Origin of the sequence: Streptomyces stoeckheimensis (assembly GCF_045822005.1) — a bacterium.
Taxonomy (GTDB): Bacteria; Actinomycetota; Actinomycetes; order Streptomycetales; family Streptomycetaceae; genus Streptomyces; species Streptomyces stoeckheimensis.
In genome coordinates this window covers 799,881-817,437 of record NZ_CP169550.1, presented here as the reverse complement: position 1 = coordinate 817,437, position 17,557 = coordinate 799,881, and the positions used below count along the sequence as shown (strand labels likewise).

Genomic DNA, 17,557 nt, shown 5'->3' with positions numbered 1-17,557 from the left:
CCACGAGATGGGGAACCCTCCAGCATGAGCACGCAGTTCGACGTCGTCGTCATAGGCGGCGGCCAGTCCGGTCTGGCCGCCGGGTTCCATCTGCGCCGGGCCGGACTCAGCTTCGTCGTCCTCGACGCCGAGCCCGCGCCCGGCGGAGCCTGGCAGCACGCGTGGGACTCCCTGCGCCTGTTCTCTCCGGCGGCCTACTCCTCCCTGCCCGGGCGCCTCATGCCCCCGCAACCCGGCGAGACCTACCCCGAGGCCTCCCACGTCGTGGAGTACCTCACCGACTACGAGCAGCGGTACGAACTTCCCGTGCACCGGCCCGTACGCGTCACCGGAGTGCACCGCGACGGCGGACTCCTCCGCGTGGACTCGGATGCCGGCGAGTGGCGGGCCCGGGCGGTCATCAGCGCCACCGGCAGTTGGTCCCGCCCCTTCATGCCCGCGGTGCCCGGCCGCGAGCTCTTCTCCGGACGGCAGATCCACACGGTGGACTACCGCGGCCCGGGCGAGTTCGCGGGGCAGCGTGTCATCGTGGTCGGTGGCCGCAACTCGGCGGCCCAGATCGCCGCCGACCTCGTACAGGACACCCACCTGACCTGGGTCACCCTGCGCGAACCCCGCTACCTCCCGGACGACATCGACGGCCGCGTCCTCTTCGACGCCGCCACCGCCCGACGCCGCGCCCTGGAAGCCGGACTCCCCGACACCGGCGGCGTGTCGGGGCTCGGGGACATCGTGGCCGTACCGCCCGTACGCGCGGCCCGCGACGCGGGACTGCTCAAGGCCACGCCGATGTTCCAGCGCGTCACACCGACGGGAGTCGCCTGGGCCGACGGCATGACCGCCGAAGCCGACGCGATCATCTGGTGCACCGGCTTCCGGTCGGCCCTGTCCCACCTGGGCCCCCTCGGGCTGCGCGGCCCCGACGGTCGCATTCCGACCCGGGGCACCGAGGCCGAGGGTGAGCCCCGCCTCCACCTTCTCGGCTACGGCGACTGGACGGGCCTCGCCTCGGCGACCCTCATCGGAGTCGGCCGCCCGGCGCGGGAGGCCGTACGGGCGATCAGCGCGCTGCTGCGGTGATCCGCCCCAGATGGACGTGGCCGTGCGGGGCGAGGTGGGCGACGAGCCGGCCGTCACGCTCGCTGGTGGCGGAGGCCCCGCCGAGGAAGAGCAGCGGGTCGTCGCCGTCCGGTAGCAGTGCCCCGGGGAACAACTCCTGCTCCTGGTCGGTGGCGTTGCGTACGGTCAGTACGTGCACCCGGCCTTCGGCGTCGCTCGCGACGGACGCTTCGAGGGCGGGGTTACTGGGGTCGACGTCGCGCACGTGCGCGCCGTCGGCGAACGCGGCGGCGAACACGGCCCCGCCCGGCGTCGAGTAGGTGGTGTCGGCAGGGGTTGCGGTCACAGAAGACTCCGGCCGGTCATGGCCGGGCCGGTAGGGCGGCCCGGCAGAGGGAGGATGCGTAGTGCGTAACCGAGGACGTCCAACGTCCTGTGGGCGCTACCTTGCCGAGCGTTCCGAGAACGGCGAAAGCGATCAGGGCTGGCAGGAAGTGCGAGCGGCAGGGACCTGCCTGCCTCCAGGGGAGCGCAGGCAGGTCCACTGGCTGTCCAAAACCAACTGGCCCTGAACGGCCAGGCATTGGCCTACACCTCGAGGGCTTCCGCGCTGCTCACGTCGCCGAGCGCGCGGCGAGGAACCGCTCGGCGTCGAGGGCGGCCGCACAGCCGGAACCGGCTGCGGTGACGGCCTGGCGGTAGGTGTGGTCGACGACGTCGCCCGCGGCGAAGACCCCGGGGATGTTCGTGCGCGTGGAGGGCGAGACGACCTTGATGTAGCCCTCGTCGTCGAGGTCGCGGAGCCTCCCGGTGGAGGCCCGTCAGCGGCTGTCCGCCCCTGCACAGGGGAAGCAGCGCAGGCTCCGGGCCGGCGTCTCGACGGGCGGCGCGAGGAAGGGGCGTCTGTGGGTCTCGTGCGTGATGACGCGTGCGTGGTTGGCGCAGACGGCGGCGCCGCAGGCGCGGCAGATGCCGACGGCCGGGCTCGCGGCGCCTTGGGTGTGGCAGTCGAGGCAGTGCATCAGCGCACCCCTCCCGGCGTTGCCACCCGGCCCGCCGTGAACCTCTTGCGCCAGGCGAGCGAGACGTAGACCAGCCCGATCAGGACCGGCACCTCGATGAGGGGGCCGACGACGCCGGAGAGGGCTTGGCCGCTGGTGACGCCGAAGGTGGCGATGGCGACGGCGATGGCCAGCTCGAAGTTGTTGCCGGCGGCGGTGAAGGCGAGGGTGGCGGTGCGGTCGTAGGCGAGGCCGATGGCCTTGCCGAGGGCGAAGGTGCCGAACCACATCAGCGCGAAGTAGACGAGGAGCGGGAGCGCGATGCGGGCGACGTCCAGGGGCTGGGAGGTGATCGTCTTTCCTTGCAGGGCGAAGAGGATGACGATCGTGAACAGCAGCCCGTACAGGGCCCAGGGCCCGATCTTCGGCAGGAACTTCGTCTCGTAGGCGTCGCGGCCGAGCTTCTTCTCGCCGATGCGGCGGGTGAGGAAGCCCGCGAGGAGCGGGATGCCCAGGAATACGATCACGTTGAGCGCGATGTGCCAGACCGGGACGTCCAGGCCCTGGCCGTCGCCGAGTCCGAGCCATCGGGGCAGTAGGCCGAGGTAGAACCAGCCCAGCGCGCCGAAGGCGATGACCTGGAAGACGGAGTTCAGGGCCACCAGGACGGCGGCGGCCTCGCGGTCGCCGCAGGCGAGGTCGTTCCAGATGATGACCATGGCGATGCACCGGGCCAGCCCGACGATGATCAGGCCGGTGCGGTACTCGGGCAGGTCCGGCAGGAAGATCCAGGCCAGCGCGAACATCAGCGCCGGACCGACGACCCAGTTGATGACCAGCGAGGAGACCATCAGCTTCCGGTCGCCGGTGACCGCGTCGAGCTTGTCGTAGCGGACCTTGGCCAGCACCGGGTACATCATGACCAGCAGGCCGATCCCGATGGGCAGCGAGATCCCGCCGACCTCGACCTTCGCCAGCGCGTCGTTCAGGCCGGGGACGAGCCGGCCGAGGCCCAGGCCGACACCCATGGCCAGCAGGATCCACACGGCCAGGAAGCGATCCAGGGTGGACAGCTTGGCGACGATGGAGGCGTTCTCGGCGCCCGGCGGCTGCACAGCCGGGCCGGGTTCGGTCGTGGTCATGAGGGGACTCGCTTTCGGTTTTGCCCGGAGGGGTGGTGCGCGGCCGTCGGGCGCGTCGTCGAGGAGGGGCGCGGTCGACGAGGGCGCCCACGCGAGAGGTTCCGGCGGAGACTCGTCACATCAGCATCCGCTGAAGTCAGCCCACGCTGATGTTCTCACATCAGTGACACCTGATTCCATTCAAGGCTGACATCAGGGCCGAATGGCCTAACCCGATGAGAGCCGGCAGGTCGCGGCGATCGAGGGTGATCCGATGGGCAGACAGGCCGTGTACGAGGACTGCGAGCGCACCCGTCGCATTTTTCGTGAACTGCTGGGCGCCGCCTCCGAGGTGGACCTCGCGCGGCCCACCCGTGGCGCCCGGTGGGCTTCCAGGCGGCGCCGACAAGGCGGTCGCCCGGCTTCCGGACGCGGGGACCGTGCCGTTCGACTGGGTCAACCACGCAGGTCCACGAGGGGCGGTGAAGGTCTTCGGGCCGCGCCGGATGGGGGTCGCCTTCGACCGGGTCAGCGACTCCCTCCAGCGCTGGCCGGCCGCAGGGTCCGAGGCGGACCTGGCCCGCGGGGGAGGGCTGGGGTCAGCTGATCCGCGGGCTGCGGCGCTCCAGCAGGACGACGTCGCGCCACGTGCCGTGGTGGCGGCCGACGCGCTCGCGGGCGCCGATGACCCGGAAGCCGGCCCGCTGGTGCAGGGCCAGACTCGCGGTGTTCTCGGGGAAGATCCCGGACTGGATCGTCCAGATGCCCGCCGCCTCGGTCGAGGCGATCAGGGCGTCCAGCAGGGCTCGGGCGACTCCGCGGCCCCGGGCGCCGGGGTGGACGTAGACGGAGTGCTCGACCACACCCGCATAGGCGCAACGGTCGGAGACTTTCGACGCGGCCACCCAGCCGAGAACCTGCGCGTCAGGGCCGACCGCGACGAAGCGGTGCTCGGAGAGCTTCGCCGCGTCGAACTCCGCCCAGCCGGGGGCGGTGGTCTCGAAGGTGGCATTGCCCTCGTCGATGCCGGCTTGGTAGATCTCCAGGACCTCGTCGGCGTGGGCCCATGTCATGGGGGCGATGTTCACGCCTGCCGTCCGAGGATCGCCGATACCGCGGCCGGAAAGCATTCCAGGCAGGCGGCGTTGACCGCGTACCTGACGGAAGTGCCCTGGCGCTCGGACAGCACGAAGCGCACCTCGGCCAGCACTTTGAGGTGCTCGGAGACGGTCGGCTGGCCGATGGGCATGCGCTCCGTGATCTCCCCGACCGTCATGGGGCGCCGCGCCTCTGCCAGCAGGTTCAGCAGCCGCACGCGCATCGGGTTTGCGAGGGCCTTGAACCACCCGGCGTACATCTGAGCGTCGCCGGGGCTCAGCCCCTGATCGATGTTCATGGTCTCATTCATCGGGAATCGACGATATGCGATGAACGGGCCTCCTGGGAGGCCTGAACCCGAAGTGACATGCGGGTCAGGCCGGGCCGGGCTGCGCGGAGCGGCTCAGCATCCGGCCCATCACGTCGAGGACGGAGGGCTCGGCCCGGTAGAAGACCCAGGTGCCGCGCCGCTCGGAGGTGAGCAGGCCGACCTCCTTGAGCTTCTTCAAGTGGTGGGAGACGGTCGCCAGGGAGACGCCGGCATCGCAGGCGTCGGCGATGTCGCAGACGCACGCCTCTCCGTTCTTGTGCGAAGCGGCGGCGGAGAAGAGTCGAAGGCGTATCGGGTTGGCGAGCACGTGGAACATCAGCGCGACCCGCTCAGCCTCCTCCGGTGTCAGCGTGCGCTCGGTCAGCGACAGGGAGCAGGCTGCCGAGGCATCGACGTCCGGCCTCGACTGCGGCTTCTCATGGGACATGCGTCGATGCTCGCTTCAAATTCGACAGATGTCTATGTTGACATATCTCAATTCAGGCCAGGCCTCCACGGACCATCCCCCGACCTCGCCTCTTCGGCGCCGGCCGGCTGACCGGTATCGCCGGGGCTCCGGCTGTGTGAGTCCAGCTCGGAGGTGCGACGCGGAGGCTTACGCCCCGCCGGCCCGCGCCAGTAGGGCGCCCATGGCGGCGAGGACGGCGGGCTCCACGCGGTAGTAGACCCAGGTGCCGCGCCGCTCGGAGGAGAGCAGGCCGGCGTCCTTCAGCTTCTTCAGGTGGTGGGAGACCGTCGGCTGGGAGACGCCGACATCGGAGATGTCGCAGACGCAGGCCTCGCCGCTCTCGTGGGAGGCGACGGCGGAGAAGAGCCGCAGGCGCACCGGGTCGCCGAGGGCCTTGAACATGACGGCGGTCCGCTCGGCCTCCTCGGCCGTCAGCGGGCGCTCTGTCAGGGGTGGGCAGCACGCCGCCGCGATCTCCGGCTCCAGCAGTGGCAACGCCTTCGTAGTCATGCCTCCATCATCCGTGGAGTATCGACGGATGTCTATGTTGACGAACGTCGATCCAGGGTCCATTCTGGAGACGTCAAGACATCGACAGACGTCGAAGTAACTGGGGAGTACGCCGTGAACGCATCCACCGAAGCCCTGCCTGTCATCGTGATCGGCGCCGGCCCGATCGGACTCGCCGCGGCTGCCCGCCTCATCGAGCGGAACATCGAGCCGCTGGTCCTGGAGGCCGGACCGGCCGCCGCGTCCGCCGTGCGCGACTGGTCGCACGTACGCCTCTTCTCCACCTGGTCCGAGGTCACCGACCCCGCCGCAGAGAAGCTCCTCGCCCCCACCGGCTGGATCAAGCCGGACGGTGCCACCTACCCCTCGGGCGGCGACTGGGTCGAGCGCTACCTCCAGCCGCTGGCCGACGCCCTCGGCGACCGCGTGCGCTACGGCGCCACCGTCACCGGTGTCTCGCGCTCGGGCCGCGACCGCATCGTCGATGCCGACCGCGAGAGCCAGCCCTTCGTCGTCCACCTCACCGGTGCCGACGGCCGCGAGGAGAGGATCTTCGCCCGGGCCGTGATCGACGCGTCGGGTACCTGGTCCGCCCCGAGTCCGGCCGGCGGCAGCGGCCTCTACGCGCTCGGCGAGAAGGGTGCGGCCGGTCGCATCTCCTACCGCGTCCCCGACCTGAAGGACCCGGCGGTCCGGGCACGGTACGCGGGTAAGCGCACCGCCGTGATCGGCTCCGGCGCTTCCGCCTTCACGGCTCTGGCCTACCTCGCCGGCCTCGCCAAGGCGGAGGACGGCGCCGGGACGCACGCGACCTGGATCCTGCGGCGCGGCATCAGCGGCTCCACCTTCGGCGGCGGCGCAGCCGACCAGCTGCCCGCCCGCGGAGCGCTCGGCCTCGCCGCGAAGGCCGCGGTCGACGACGGATATGCCGACGCCGTGACCGGGTTCCGCACCGATGTCTTCGAGAAGACCGGCGACGGGCGTCTGGTGCTGGTCGCAGAGGACGGCCGCCGCCTGGACCCGGTCGACGAGGTCATCGTCCTCACCGGCTTCCGCCCCGACCTCACCTTCCTCGACGAACTGCGCCTCGCCCTCGACGAGCGCCTCCAGGCCCCCGTCGAGCTGGCGCCCCTGATCGACCCCAACCAGCACTCCTGCGGCACCGTCTACCCCCACGGCGCCGCCGAGCTCGCCCACCCGGAGAAGGACGTCTACCTCGCCGGCATGAAGTCCTACGGACGCGCCCCCACCTTCCTGGCCATGACCGGCTACGAGCAGGTCCGCTCCATCGCCGCCGCCCTCGCCGGCGACCACGAGGCCGCCGAGCGGGTCGAACTCACCCTCCCCGAAACCGGAGTCTGCGGCGGAGCCGGCCTCTTCGACCAGCCGGAACCTGCCGAAGAGGCGAGCGGTGGCTGCTGCGCGACCCCGGCCACGCTCACCATCGGCGCCCCGAGCGCTGTCGGTGGCGGCTGCTGACGGAGGGCGGCCAACCGTCAAGGCGGCGGGGCCGCGACCGGTAGGGACTGGTCGCGGCCCCGCTCGTCAGGCCGACCCTCTGCCGACCCTCTGCCGGCTCGCCCGCACGCGTTCCGTTCTCGTCGAGGCCGAGGGAGTCGATCCGGCCGCGGTGCCGGCCGGTCGGATACTCGGTGGCCGGGAAGTGGAAGCCCAGCATCGTCTCCATGTTCGCCTCGATCGGCGTCTGGAGTTGCCGCTTCAGGGCTACGGAGGATCCGGGCATCTCCGCGACCACGCCACCGCGCATCCGAAGCGCTGACTGCGCGCTCGGGGGCCGACGACCTTGTGGTCGAAGGTGCTCATCCGGCGGCTGCCGAGGGTGGGCGGGATGTGACGCTCGAGGAGACACTCCAGGGTGCGGAGGGGACGGCGCTTCGATTCCGGCTCCGGAACTGCCCCCGACTCGCCTGAAGCCCAGGGGGAGAGGGCGATGAGCTGCGCCGGTGTGCACGGTGCGCGAACGCGCCCAGGCCGTAGTCCTCGGCTACGAGACCGGCCCGGTCGCCACGGCCCCGCCGTCGAGGTGCCGCACTGACGGCACCCGCGCCGGTACAGCAGCGCCGCGCTCAGCCGGGCAGCGGCGCGGCCAGCGTCGAACGCCGCACCACCAACTCCGGCTCGAACACGACCTGTCGGTGCCGGTGGGCCGCGCCGCCCGGGCCGGTCTCCTCGGCGAGCATCTCGGCCGCCGTCCGCCCCATCGCCTCCGCGGGCTGGCGGACCGAGGTCAGCGGCACCGCGGCCGCTGCGGCGAACTCGATGTCGTCGTAGCCGACGATCGCCAGGTCCTCGGGTACCCGCAGGCCCGCGGCGAACGCGGCCTGCAGCATCCCGAGGGCCAGCAGATCGTTCGCGCAGAACACCGCGGTCGGTCTCGGCAGCATCCCCAGCAGGCGGGCGCCGGCGTCGCGGCCCGCCGCCACGTCCAGCCCGTCCACCTCCAGGTCCAGCAGCACGGCGTCGTGGCCGGCCAGCGCCCGCAGCGCGCCGCTGCGGCGGTCGGCGACCTGCTGCAGCCGGTGGCGGCCGCCCGCGAACGCGATCCGTCGGTGGCCGCTCGCCAGCAGGTGACCGGCCGCCAGGGCGCCGCCCCCGACGTCGTCCACCGACACCGAGCAGGCCTCCAGCCCCGGGACGAGCCGGTCCACCAGTACGAAGGGCACGCCGCCGCGACGGAGCGCCGCCGCTCCCGACCCCTCCGCGTCGGCCGGGGTCAGCAGCACCCCGCGCACCCGGTGCTCCGCGAAGAGGGCGAGGTAGTCCGCCTCGTCGGCGAGCCGCTGTGCGCTGTTGCAGACCATCACGCCCAGGCCCGCCGTGCGCGCCGCCTGTTCGGCCCCGCGCGCCACGGAGACGAAGAACGGGTTGCCCAGGTCGAGGACCAGCAGACCGATGATCCGGCTGCTGCCGGAGCGCAGCTGGCGCGCCGACTCGCTGCGCACGTAGCCGAGCCGGTCGATCGCGGACCGGACCCTGGCCCTGGTCTCCTCGCCGACCGTCTCCGGCCGGTTGATCACGTTGGAGACGGTGCCGACCGACACACCGGCCGCCCGTGCCACGTCCTTGATGCTCGCCGCGCCGCCCATGTCCCACCATTGAAAGGTTTCACCGGCTCCGACGGCCGACCCGGAGATCAGGTTACGACATCACTCCAACAGCACCCTGCCGGTGCCTTGACGCTTCCCCCGGACCCACCTACCGTCTGGCTGAAACGATTCAGATCGTGGGAGGTGCTCCGGTGGCCGACCGATCCGCCGTGAAGGAAGCCCTTCGGGCCCAGCGCATCGAGACGCCCTCGTGGGGCTACGGGAACTCGGGAACCCGCTTCAAGGTCTTCGCCCAACCCGGCGTGCCGCGCGACCCGTTCGAGAAGCTCGCCGACGCGGCCCAGGTGCACGCCGCCACCGGCGTCGCCCCGAAGGTCTCGCTGCACATCCCCTGGGACCGGGTCGAGGACTACGGCGCGCTGTCCGCCCACGCCCGCGAGCTCGGGCTGGAGATCGGCGCGATCAACGCGAACGTCTTCCAGGACGAGGACTACAAGCTCGGCTCCGTCACCCATCCGGACCCGCGGGTGCGCCGCAAGGCTCTCGACCACCTGCTGGAATGCGTCGACATCATGGACGCCACCGGCTCGCGCGACCTCAAGCTGTGGTTCTCCGACGGCACCAACTATCCAGGCCAAGACGATATTTCAGCCCGCCAGGAACGCCTCTCCGACGCCCTGTCGGAGGTGTACGGGCGGCTCGGCGACGACCAGCGGATGCTGCTGGAGTACAAGCTGTTCGAGCCCGCGTTCTACGCCACGGACGTCCCGGACTGGGGCACCGCGTACGCGCACTGCCTGCGGCTCGGGCCCAGGGCCGCGGTCGTCGTCGACACCGGCCACCACGCCCCCGGCACCAACATCGAGTTCATCGTCGCCTTCCTGCTGCGCGAGGGGAAGCTCGGCGGCTTCGACTTCAACTCCCGCTTCTACGCGGACGACGACCTGATGGTCGGCGCCGCCGATCCGTTCCAGCTGTTCCGGATCCTGCACGAGGTCGCCGGGAACGGCGGCTTCGCCCCCGAGGCCGGCGTCGCGTTCATGCTCGACCAGTGTCACAACATCGAGGCGAAGATCCCTGCGATCATCCGCTCGGTGATGAACGTCCAGGAGGCCACGGCCAAGGTCCTGTTGGTCGACCGGCCGGCCCTGACGGCCGCTCAGAACGCGGGGGACGTACTCGGCGCCAACGAGGTGCTGATGGACGCCTACGCCACCGACGTCCGTCCGCTGCTGGCCGAGGTCCGCGCCGAGGCCGGGCTGGACCCGAACCCGGTCGCGGCCTACCGGGCCGGCGGCTGGGCCGAGAAGATCGTCGCCGAGCGGGCCGGCGGCGCACAGGCCGGATGGGGGGCTTGACCCGTCCGCCACGCGAACCGGCCCCCACCACCTCGCACCCACGGGCCGGCCCGCACCCCCCTCGCGCACCCCACGAGAGCGCCACCGCCTCCAGACAAGGAAGCTGCTCCCGCCATGGTCCAGCACCCCGTCGTCGCCGCCCTCCTCGCCCGCTCCCACCGGCTCGGATCGGATCCGCGCAACACGAACTACGCCGGCGGCAACACCTCTGCCAAGGGCGCAGCCACCGACCCCGTCACCGGACAGCCCGTCGACCTGATGTGGGTGAAGGGCTCCGGCGGCGACCTCGGCACCCTCGCCGAGGCGGGCCTGGCCGTGCTGCGGCTGGACCGTCTGCGCGCCCTTGCCGACACCTACCCGGGCGCGGAACAGGAGGACGAGATGGTCGCCGCGTTCGAGTACTGCCTGCACGGCAAGGGCGGCGCGGCTCCGTCCATCGACACCGCCATGCACGGTCTGGTCGACGCCGCGCACGTCGACCACCTGCACCCCGACTCCGGCATCGCGCTCGCCACCGCCGCCGACGGCGAGAAGCTCACCGCCGCCTGCTTCGGCGAGGCCGTGGTGTGGGTGCCCTGGCGCCGTCCCGGCTTCCAACTCGGGCTGGACATCGCCGAGGTCAAGCGGACCCATCCGCAGGCCGTCGGCTGCGTCCTCGGTGGCCACGGCATCACCGCCTGGGGCGCCACCAGCGAGGAGTGCGAGGCCAACGCCCTGCACATCATCCGCACCGCCGAAGCCTTCCTGGCCCGCCACGGCAAGGCCGAGCCGTTCGGCCCGCAGCTCGACGGCTACCAAGCCCTGCCCGAGGCCGAACGCCGCCGGCGCGCCGCCTCGCTCGCCCCCGTCATCCGCGGTCTTGCCTCCACCGACCTCCCGCAGGTCGGCCACTTCACCGACGCCGCGCCCGTGTTGGACTTCCTCGCCCGCGCCGAGCATCCCCGCCTGGCCGCCCTCGGCACCTCCTGCCCCGACCACTTCCTGCGCACCAAGGTCGCCCCGCTGGTCCTCGACCTGCCCGCCACCTCGCCCCTGGACGAGGCGATCGCCCGCCTGCGGGAGCTGCACACCGACTATCGGGCCGGCTACCGGGCCTACTACGAGCGGTACGCCACCGCGGACTCGCCCCCCATGCGCGGTGCCGACCCGGCGATCGTCCTGGTCCCGGGCGTCGGCATGTTCTCCTTCGGCAGGGACAAGCAGACCGCCCGCGTGGCGGGAGAGTTCTACCTCAACGCGATCAACGTGATGCGCGGCGCGGAGGCGGTCTCCGGCTACGCCCCGATCGAGGAGCGCGAGAAGTTCGCCATCGAGTACTGGGCTCTGGAAGAGGCGAAGCTGCGGCGGAAGCCCGCGCCCAAACCGCTGGACACCCGCGTCGCCCTGGTCACCGGCGCAGGCTCCGGCATCGGCAAGGCCATCGCGCACCGCCTGGCCGCCGAGGGCGCCTGCGTCGTCGTCGCCGACGTCAACACCGCCACCGCCCGGGCCGTCGCCGACGAACTCGGCGGCCCGGACCGGGCCGTGGCCGTCACCGTCGACGTCACCTCCGAGGAACAGATCGCCGAGGCGTTCCGCACCGCGGTCCTCGCCTTCGGCGGTGTCGACCTGGTGGTCAACAACGCGGGCATCTCCATCTCCAAGCCGCTGCTGGAGACCACCGCCGACGACTGGGACCGGCAGCACGCCATCATGGCCCGCGGCTCCTTCCTCGTCTCCCGTGAGGCCGCCCGCACCATGATCCGGCAGGGCCTGGGCGGCGACCTCGTCTACATCGCCTCGAAGAACGCGGTCTTCGCCGGCCCCAACAACATCGCGTACTCCGCCACCAAGGCCGACCAGGCCCACCAAGTCCGGCTACTCGCAGCCGAGTTGGGCGAACGCGGAATCCGCGTCAACGGCGTCAACCCGGACGGCGTGGTCCGCGGCTCGGGCATCTTCGCCGGCGGCTGGGGCGCCCAGCGCGCCGCCACCTACGGCATCGCGGAGGAGCAGCTCGGCGCGTTCTACGCCCAGCGCACCCTCCTCAAGCGCGAGGTGCTGCCCGAGCACGTCGCCGCCGCCGTCTTCGCCCTCACCGGCGGCGACCTCACCCACACCACCGGCCTCCACATCCCCGTCGACGCCGGCGTCGCCGCGGCCTTCCTGCGCTGAGGCGGCCGTGACGCCCCGCACCCCGACCGCCTTCGCCGCGGCGGACCTCGGCGCCACCAGCGGACGGGTGCTCGTCGGCCGCGTCGGCCGAAACCGCCTCGACCTCACCGAGACCCACCGCTTCGACAACACTCCCGTCCAACTCCCGGACGGGCTCCACTGGAACGCCCTCGGCCTGTACCAAGGCGTCCTGGACGGCTTCCGCGAGGCCGCCGCGCGCTGGGACCTCGCCTCCGTCGGCATCGACAGCTGGGCCGTCGACTACGGGCTCCTCGACGCCGACGGCGCGCTCCTCGGCAACCCGTTCCACTACCGCGACCCGCGCGGCGCCGCCGCCGTCCAGGCCGTCTGGAGCCGCATCCCGGCCCGTGAGCTGTACCGGATCACCGGCCTTCAGCACCTGCCGTTCAACACGATCTTCCAGCTCGCCGCCGAGAAGCACCTCGACCGCGCCCGCACCCTGCTCCTGCTGCCCGACCTGATCACCCACTGGCTCGCCGGCACCGTAGGCGCAGAGGTCACCAACGCCTCCACCACGGGCCTGTACGACGCCCGCACCGGCGCCTGGTCCGCCCCGGTCCTCGCCGCGCTCGACCTGGACCCGGCCCTCCTGCCCGCACTGCGCCGCCCCGGCGACCACGCCGGCACCGTCCTTCCGCACGTCGCCGCCGCCACGGGCCTGCGCCCCGACACCCCCGTGGTCGCGGTCGCCTCCCACGACACCGCCTCCGCGGTCGCCGCCGTCCCCGCCGGCACCGAGGACTTCGCCTACATCTCCTGCGGCACCTGGTCGCTCGTCGGCCTCGAACTCGACGCGCCCGTCCTCACCGACGCCTCCCGCGCCGCCAACTTCACCAACGAACTCGGCATCGACGGCACCGTCCGCTACCTGCGCAACGTCATGGGTCTGTGGCTGCTCAGCGAGAGCCGGCGCACCTGGCGCGCCCGCGGCGAGAGGCACCACCTGCCCGAGCTGCTCGAACGTGCCGCGGCCGCCCGCCCGTTCGCGGCGCTCGTCGACCCCGGCGCCCCCGAGTTCCTCGCCCCCGGCGACCTGCCGGCCCGCCTCGCCGAGTACTGCGCCCGCACCGGCCAGCACCTGCCCGAGGGGCAGGGAGCCGTCGTCCGCTGCATCCTGGAGAGCCTGGCCCTGGCGCACCGGCACACCCTTTTCCAGGCAGCTCAGCTGACCGGCCGCACGATCCGCGCCGTGCACCTCGTCGGCGGCGGCAGCCGCAACGACCTGCTGTGCCGGCTCACCGCGGACGCCACCGGCCTGCCCGTCATCGCGGGACCCGCCGAGGCCACCGCCATCGGCAACATCCTCGTACAGGCCCGCACCCACGGCCTGGTCGAGGACCGCGGCGCCATGCGTCGTCTGGTCGCCCGCACCCAGCGCCTGCGGCGCTACGAGCCGACGGGAGACGTCCGCGCGTGGGACGCCGCCGCCGCCCGCGTGGGGCTCGCCTGACCTGATGTGCACGGCATGGAAGGCTGTCCCTCCCTGCCCTACCGATCGTGACGGTCAGTCAAGTATCGCTAAAATTCGAATGGTTGCCGATCGTAATTCTGGAAATACTCCCTTTACCGAAGGGAAACGTGCTGGCCGTCAGGTGGCCGGGTGCGCATATTCCCGATGCGATCGCGCGACCAGCGGCTGCCCTTCGTGTCATCCCCGACTCGCTGTCACCGCTGTGAGCTGCCCGCACGCCGTCTCCAGGACTCCGAACAGCGAGGCCACGCGTCGATCGAAAGTCGCGCCGCAAGGCAATTGCCGGCGGCCCGAACAGGTGTGGAAACAAAGCCTGTTCGGCTCTCGAAGTCATTTCTCAGAGTTCGGAGGGTTTCCATGCGCACGCGTCGCCGCAGATCCCTGCGCCTCCTGGTGAGCCTGTCACTGTCACTGTCCGCAGTGCTGCTGGCCGGCCTCGCCGCGCCTCCGGCCGGCGCCGCCGGCGCGCCGACCGTGTGGATCCTGGACGCCACCGACCGGCCCTTCACCTCGACCACCCCGCCGGGCTGGGCGCCCACCAGGATCGAGCTGTACGCGGCCCGCAACGCCTACGAGGGGGCCCAGATCCTGGTGCGGTCCGGTTCGGCGCAGACCGGGGTGTCCGTCACCTCCGGGGCACTCACCGGACCCGGCGGCGCGACCATTCCCGCCGCGAACATCACCACGCGCTACGAGTACAACCACCCGAACATCCAGAAGATCGGCAACGTCCAGAACCCGCCCGACGGCGGGATCGCCTACTACGACGCGCTGATGGACAACAGTCCGCGGTCGGTGGCGGCCAACACCACGTACGCCTCGTACTACCAGGTCTACGTTCCGGCCGGTCAGGCGCCGGGCGTCTACATCGGCAGCGCCACGGTGAACAGCAGCCTGGGCGCCGTCACGGTGCCGGTGTCGGTGACCGTGTACAGCGCCACGATCCCGCCGACCTCGCAGTCCACGTTCAAGATGAACAACTGGTTCTCCTCGGCGGGCTGGGACTACGCGGGCACCGAGGCGTCGATCCCGAACGCGTACGGCGTGAAGATGTACGACGCCAACTGGTGGAAGGTCGAGGCCAACATCGCGGCGAACATGGCGCGGCACCGGAACAACGTGATCTACGCCGACGCGGTGGCCCTGCTGATACCGGACACCACCGTCGACGCCGCGGGCCGCTTCACCTTCGGCTGGTCCACCTTCGACCGGTTCGTCAACCTCTTCGTCAGCGCCGGGGCCATGCAGTACCTCTACACCCCGACCCTGCTGGAGCCGCCCGCCCTCGATCCGAACCTCGACACCCTGGTGCCGGTCAACGGCGTCAGCGGCGCGGTCAAGCACGTGCTCTGCCGGCCCAACTCCGCACCGGCCAACGGCTGCCCGGACACCAATGACTGGCTGAACCAGTTGTTCCCGGCGCTGAAGGCGCACCTGGACGCCAAGGGCTGGACGAACAAGTTCTACATGAGCGCCCTGGACGAGCCCACCACCACGCAGCAGGCCACGGCCGCCAACTGGCTCTACACCCTCTACGAGAAGTACTTCCCGAACCCGCGGACCAACGAGGCGCAGCTCACCAACTTCACCGGGAACGCCGCACACCTGTCGACGCAGACCCCGCTCTCGTCGAACTACGACGCGAACGTCGCGCTCTACCAGAACTACCGGATCAGCGGGAAGGACCTGTGGCTGTACAGCTGCATCCTCCCGCAGGGCTCGTACATGAACCGCTTCACCAGCAACCACCTCAGCGCGACCAGGCTCCTCCCCTGGCTGACCTGGAAGATCGGCGGCGAAGGCTACCTGCACTGGGGCTGGAACTACTGGCACGACGGGTTCAGCGAGCCGTACCCGGCCGCCGACACCTTCAACACCTCCCAGACCGGCGACCACTGGCTGGTCTATCCGAACAAGGCCGCGTACGGCATCTACGACAGCCTCCGCAGCGAAGCCCAGACCGCGGGCCTGCAGGACTTCGAACTGCTGCAGCAGCTGGCGGCGGTCAAGCCGCAGGCGGCACGCACCCTGGCCGAGACGCTGATCACCAACCCGACGGCGTACGAGCTCTCCGGGTGGAACGTCGAGGGCCGGCACAAGCAGCTCCTCGACGAACTGGCCTCGGCGACCGGCGACCTGGCGCTGCCGTTCACGGACGACTTCAGCGGCGGCGACCACTTCTGGACCCACACCCGGGGGGCCTGGTCGACCAGCGGCGCCCAGTACGCGCAGTCCGACGCGTCGGCGTGGGGGTACGTTTCCTACCTGCGAGGCCGGGGCTACACCGACGTCTCGGTCGGCGTGGACCTGCAGATCACGGGAGTGAACTCGTCCGGCGGAAGCACCAACTGGGCCGGTCTGATGGTGCGTTCGGCCAACGGAACGGACCTGGACTCCGGCTACCTGATCGCCCAGCGGGACAACGGCCAGGTGTTCGTCTACCGCAGTGGCACACGGATCGGCGCGGCGTCCGTGCCCGGCTACGTGTCGGGGCAGCGCACCCGCCTGCGCGTAGTGGCGCGCGGGAACGTCCTGAAGGTGTACTCCGGGACGGGTCAGGCGCCGGTGCTGACCGTCACCGACGCGGCGTTCACCGCTGGCGACGTGGGTCTGGTCACCGGAGGCGCCAGCGCGAAGTTCTGGAACGCCCGGGTCATGCCGACCTCTCTCGCCCCGGCCGAGAGCGCCGCCGTCACCGCCTCCAGCTCGTACGAGGCCGACGGCTGGGGCATCCGCTCGGCGGTCGACGGGCAGCGGCCGTCGGCGCCGAACGCGGCGGGGTGGAGCAGCTCCGGCAGTACCGCCACCAACCACACCGAATGGGCGCGGCTGGACCTGGGCTCGACCCGGAAGCTGAGCCGGGTGGACCTCTACCCGCGCAGCGACGGGGCCAACGCCGGTCAGGGATTCCCGGTCGACTTCACCATCCAGACCTCCACCGACGGCACGAACTGGACCACGGTCAGCACCCGGACCGGGTACGCGAGGCCCGGCGCCACGGCGCAGACCTTCCCGTTCGCGTCGGTCATCGCGCGCTACGTGAAGGTGACGGGGACCAACCTGAGGACGGATCAGTTCGGCGACTACCGCATGCAGTTCGCGGAGATCGAGGCCGTCGGCGGAGACCTGGCACTGGGCCGCACGGCGACCACCTCCAGCTCGGTCGAATACCCCAACGAGGGCTGGCTGACCGCCAACCTCACCAACGGGATCCACCACACCCACCTGTGGAACTCCTCGGGCTGGAGCAGCGCCGGGGCCGGGTCCCCGAACACCACGCAGTGGGCGCGGGTGGACCTCGGCGGCCCGTCACGGATCGGCCAGGTCACGTTGTACCCCCGTGACGACGCTCCGAACACCGGGCGCGGCTTCCCGTCGGCCTTCACCGTCCAGGTCTCGGCCAACGGCACGAACTGGACCACCGTGGTGTCGAAGAGCTCGTACCCGCGCCCCGGAGCGGGCGGCCAATCCTTCGCCTTCGCCGCCACGACCGCCCGGTACGTGAGGGTCACCGGCACCACGCTCACCGCCGACCAGTTCGGCGTGTACTACATGCAGCTCGCGGGGATCGGTGTCTCATGACGAAGCACCGGATCTGCTTCCTGCTCCAGGTGAAGGCCGAACTCGTCGACGAGTACCGGGAGCGCCACGCCCGGGTGTGGCCGGAGATGCTCGACGCCCTCCGGGCCACCGGCTGGACCAACTACTCCCTGTTCCTGCGCCCGGACGGCCTGCTCGTCGGCTACCTGGAGACCGAGGACTTCGTCCGCGCCCGCGAGGCGATGTCCGCCACCGAGGTCAACGCCCGCTGGCAGGCCGAGATGTCCCGCTACTTCCAGCACCTGGACGGCACGCCGGCCGACCAGGCGATGGCACCGCTGACGGAGGTGTTCCACCTGGACTGACGGTCCTGAGAG

The 17,557-nt window shown here is 71.3% G+C and carries 15 protein-coding genes and 2 pseudogenes; 7 read left to right on the top strand and 10 right to left on the bottom strand.

Annotated elements, in window-relative coordinates:
• The first annotated feature begins 24 nt into the window (after nt 1-24).
• Entirely contained in the window at nt 25-1,080 is a 1,056-nt protein-coding gene (locus ACE1OC_RS03675; protein WP_407835773.1) for an ArsO family NAD(P)H-dependent flavin-containing monooxygenase, read from the top strand.
• Here the strand turns inward: ACE1OC_RS03675 and ACE1OC_RS03670 are convergent.
• From ACE1OC_RS03670 to ACE1OC_RS03635, 8 genes and pseudogenes are all read right to left on the bottom strand, one after another.
• A complete protein-coding gene (locus tag ACE1OC_RS03670) occupies nt 1,061-1,405 on the bottom strand; it encodes a hypothetical protein (protein ID WP_407835772.1) in 345 nt (114 codons plus the stop codon). The two genes, ACE1OC_RS03675 and ACE1OC_RS03670, sit on opposite strands and share 20 nt — an antisense overlap.
• Nucleotides 1,406-1,673: 268 nt before the next feature.
• Nucleotides 1,674-1,856, bottom strand: a pseudogene (locus ACE1OC_RS03665) (NAD(P)/FAD-dependent oxidoreductase); the annotation flags it as partial.
• A 24-nt stretch (nt 1,857-1,880) separates the two neighbouring features.
• On the bottom strand, nt 1,881-2,081 hold the full coding sequence (locus ACE1OC_RS03660) for a DUF2180 family protein (RefSeq protein WP_407835771.1): 201 nt from the start codon (nt 2,079-2,081) through the stop codon (nt 1,881-1,883).
• Complete coding sequence (arsB, locus tag ACE1OC_RS03655) at nt 2,081-3,202, bottom strand: ACR3 family arsenite efflux transporter (protein WP_407835770.1); 1,122 nt, start codon at nt 3,200-3,202, stop codon at nt 2,081-2,083. The genes ACE1OC_RS03660 and arsB overlap by 1 nt, the downstream gene beginning before the upstream one ends.
• Nucleotides 3,203-3,780: 578 nt before the next feature.
• Nucleotides 3,781-4,254: a GNAT family N-acetyltransferase gene (locus tag ACE1OC_RS03650; RefSeq protein WP_407835769.1), complete on the bottom strand. Its 474-nt coding sequence runs from the start codon at nt 4,252-4,254 to the stop codon at nt 3,781-3,783.
• An 11-nt stretch (nt 4,255-4,265) separates the two neighbouring features.
• Entirely contained in the window at nt 4,266-4,577 is a 312-nt protein-coding gene (locus ACE1OC_RS03645; protein ID WP_407835768.1) for an ArsR/SmtB family transcription factor, read from the bottom strand.
• A gap of 76 nt (nt 4,578-4,653) precedes the next feature.
• A complete protein-coding gene (locus ACE1OC_RS03640) occupies nt 4,654-5,037 on the bottom strand; it encodes an ArsR/SmtB family transcription factor (protein WP_407835767.1) in 384 nt (127 codons plus the stop codon).
• Between the two features lie 168 nt (nt 5,038-5,205).
• The gene (locus tag ACE1OC_RS03635; protein ID WP_407835766.1) at nt 5,206-5,568 is read right to left on the bottom strand and encodes an ArsR/SmtB family transcription factor; all 363 of its coding nucleotides are present in this window, start codon (nt 5,566-5,568) and stop codon (nt 5,206-5,208) included.
• Nucleotides 5,569-5,682: 114 nt separating this feature from the next.
• Here ACE1OC_RS03635 and ACE1OC_RS03630 point away from each other — a divergent pair, with 114 nt between their 5' ends.
• Nucleotides 5,683-7,047 (top strand): NAD(P)-binding domain-containing protein, encoded by a 1,365-nt coding sequence (locus ACE1OC_RS03630; RefSeq protein WP_407835765.1) that lies wholly within the window; start codon nt 5,683-5,685, stop codon nt 7,045-7,047.
• Nucleotides 7,048-7,156: 109 nt separating this feature from the next.
• On the opposite strand, the pseudogene ACE1OC_RS03625 reads toward ACE1OC_RS03630, so the two are convergent.
• A pseudogene (locus ACE1OC_RS03625) lies at nt 7,157-7,336 on the bottom strand (transporter); the annotation flags it as partial.
• Between the two features lie 319 nt (nt 7,337-7,655).
• On the bottom strand, nt 7,656-8,675 hold the full coding sequence (locus tag ACE1OC_RS03620; protein WP_407835764.1) for a LacI family DNA-binding transcriptional regulator: 1,020 nt from the start codon (nt 8,673-8,675) through the stop codon (nt 7,656-7,658).
• A 152-nt stretch (nt 8,676-8,827) separates the two neighbouring features.
• Between ACE1OC_RS03620 and rhaI the strand changes: the two genes are divergently transcribed.
• The 5 genes from rhaI (at nt 8,828) to ACE1OC_RS03595 (ending at nt 17,545) form a co-directional block, all read left to right on the top strand.
• The gene (rhaI, locus tag ACE1OC_RS03615) at nt 8,828-9,994 is read left to right on the top strand and encodes an L-rhamnose isomerase (protein ID WP_407835763.1); all 1,167 of its coding nucleotides are present in this window, start codon (nt 8,828-8,830) and stop codon (nt 9,992-9,994) included.
• A 114-nt stretch (nt 9,995-10,108) separates the two neighbouring features.
• Entirely contained in the window at nt 10,109-12,148 is a 2,040-nt protein-coding gene (locus tag ACE1OC_RS03610) for a bifunctional aldolase/short-chain dehydrogenase (RefSeq protein WP_407835762.1), read from the top strand.
• A 7-nt stretch (nt 12,149-12,155) separates the two neighbouring features.
• The gene (locus ACE1OC_RS03605; RefSeq protein ID WP_407835761.1) at nt 12,156-13,619 is read left to right on the top strand and encodes a rhamnulokinase; all 1,464 of its coding nucleotides are present in this window, start codon (nt 12,156-12,158) and stop codon (nt 13,617-13,619) included.
• 378 nt (nt 13,620-13,997) lie between these two features.
• Complete coding sequence (locus ACE1OC_RS03600) at nt 13,998-17,222, top strand: discoidin domain-containing protein (RefSeq protein WP_407835760.1); 3,225 nt, start codon at nt 13,998-14,000, stop codon at nt 17,220-17,222.
• Nucleotides 17,219-17,545: an L-rhamnose mutarotase gene (locus tag ACE1OC_RS03595; RefSeq protein ID WP_407835759.1), complete on the top strand. Its 327-nt coding sequence runs from the start codon at nt 17,219-17,221 to the stop codon at nt 17,543-17,545. The genes ACE1OC_RS03600 and ACE1OC_RS03595 overlap by 4 nt, the downstream gene beginning before the upstream one ends.
• The last annotated feature ends 12 nt before the right edge of the window (nt 17,546-17,557 follow it).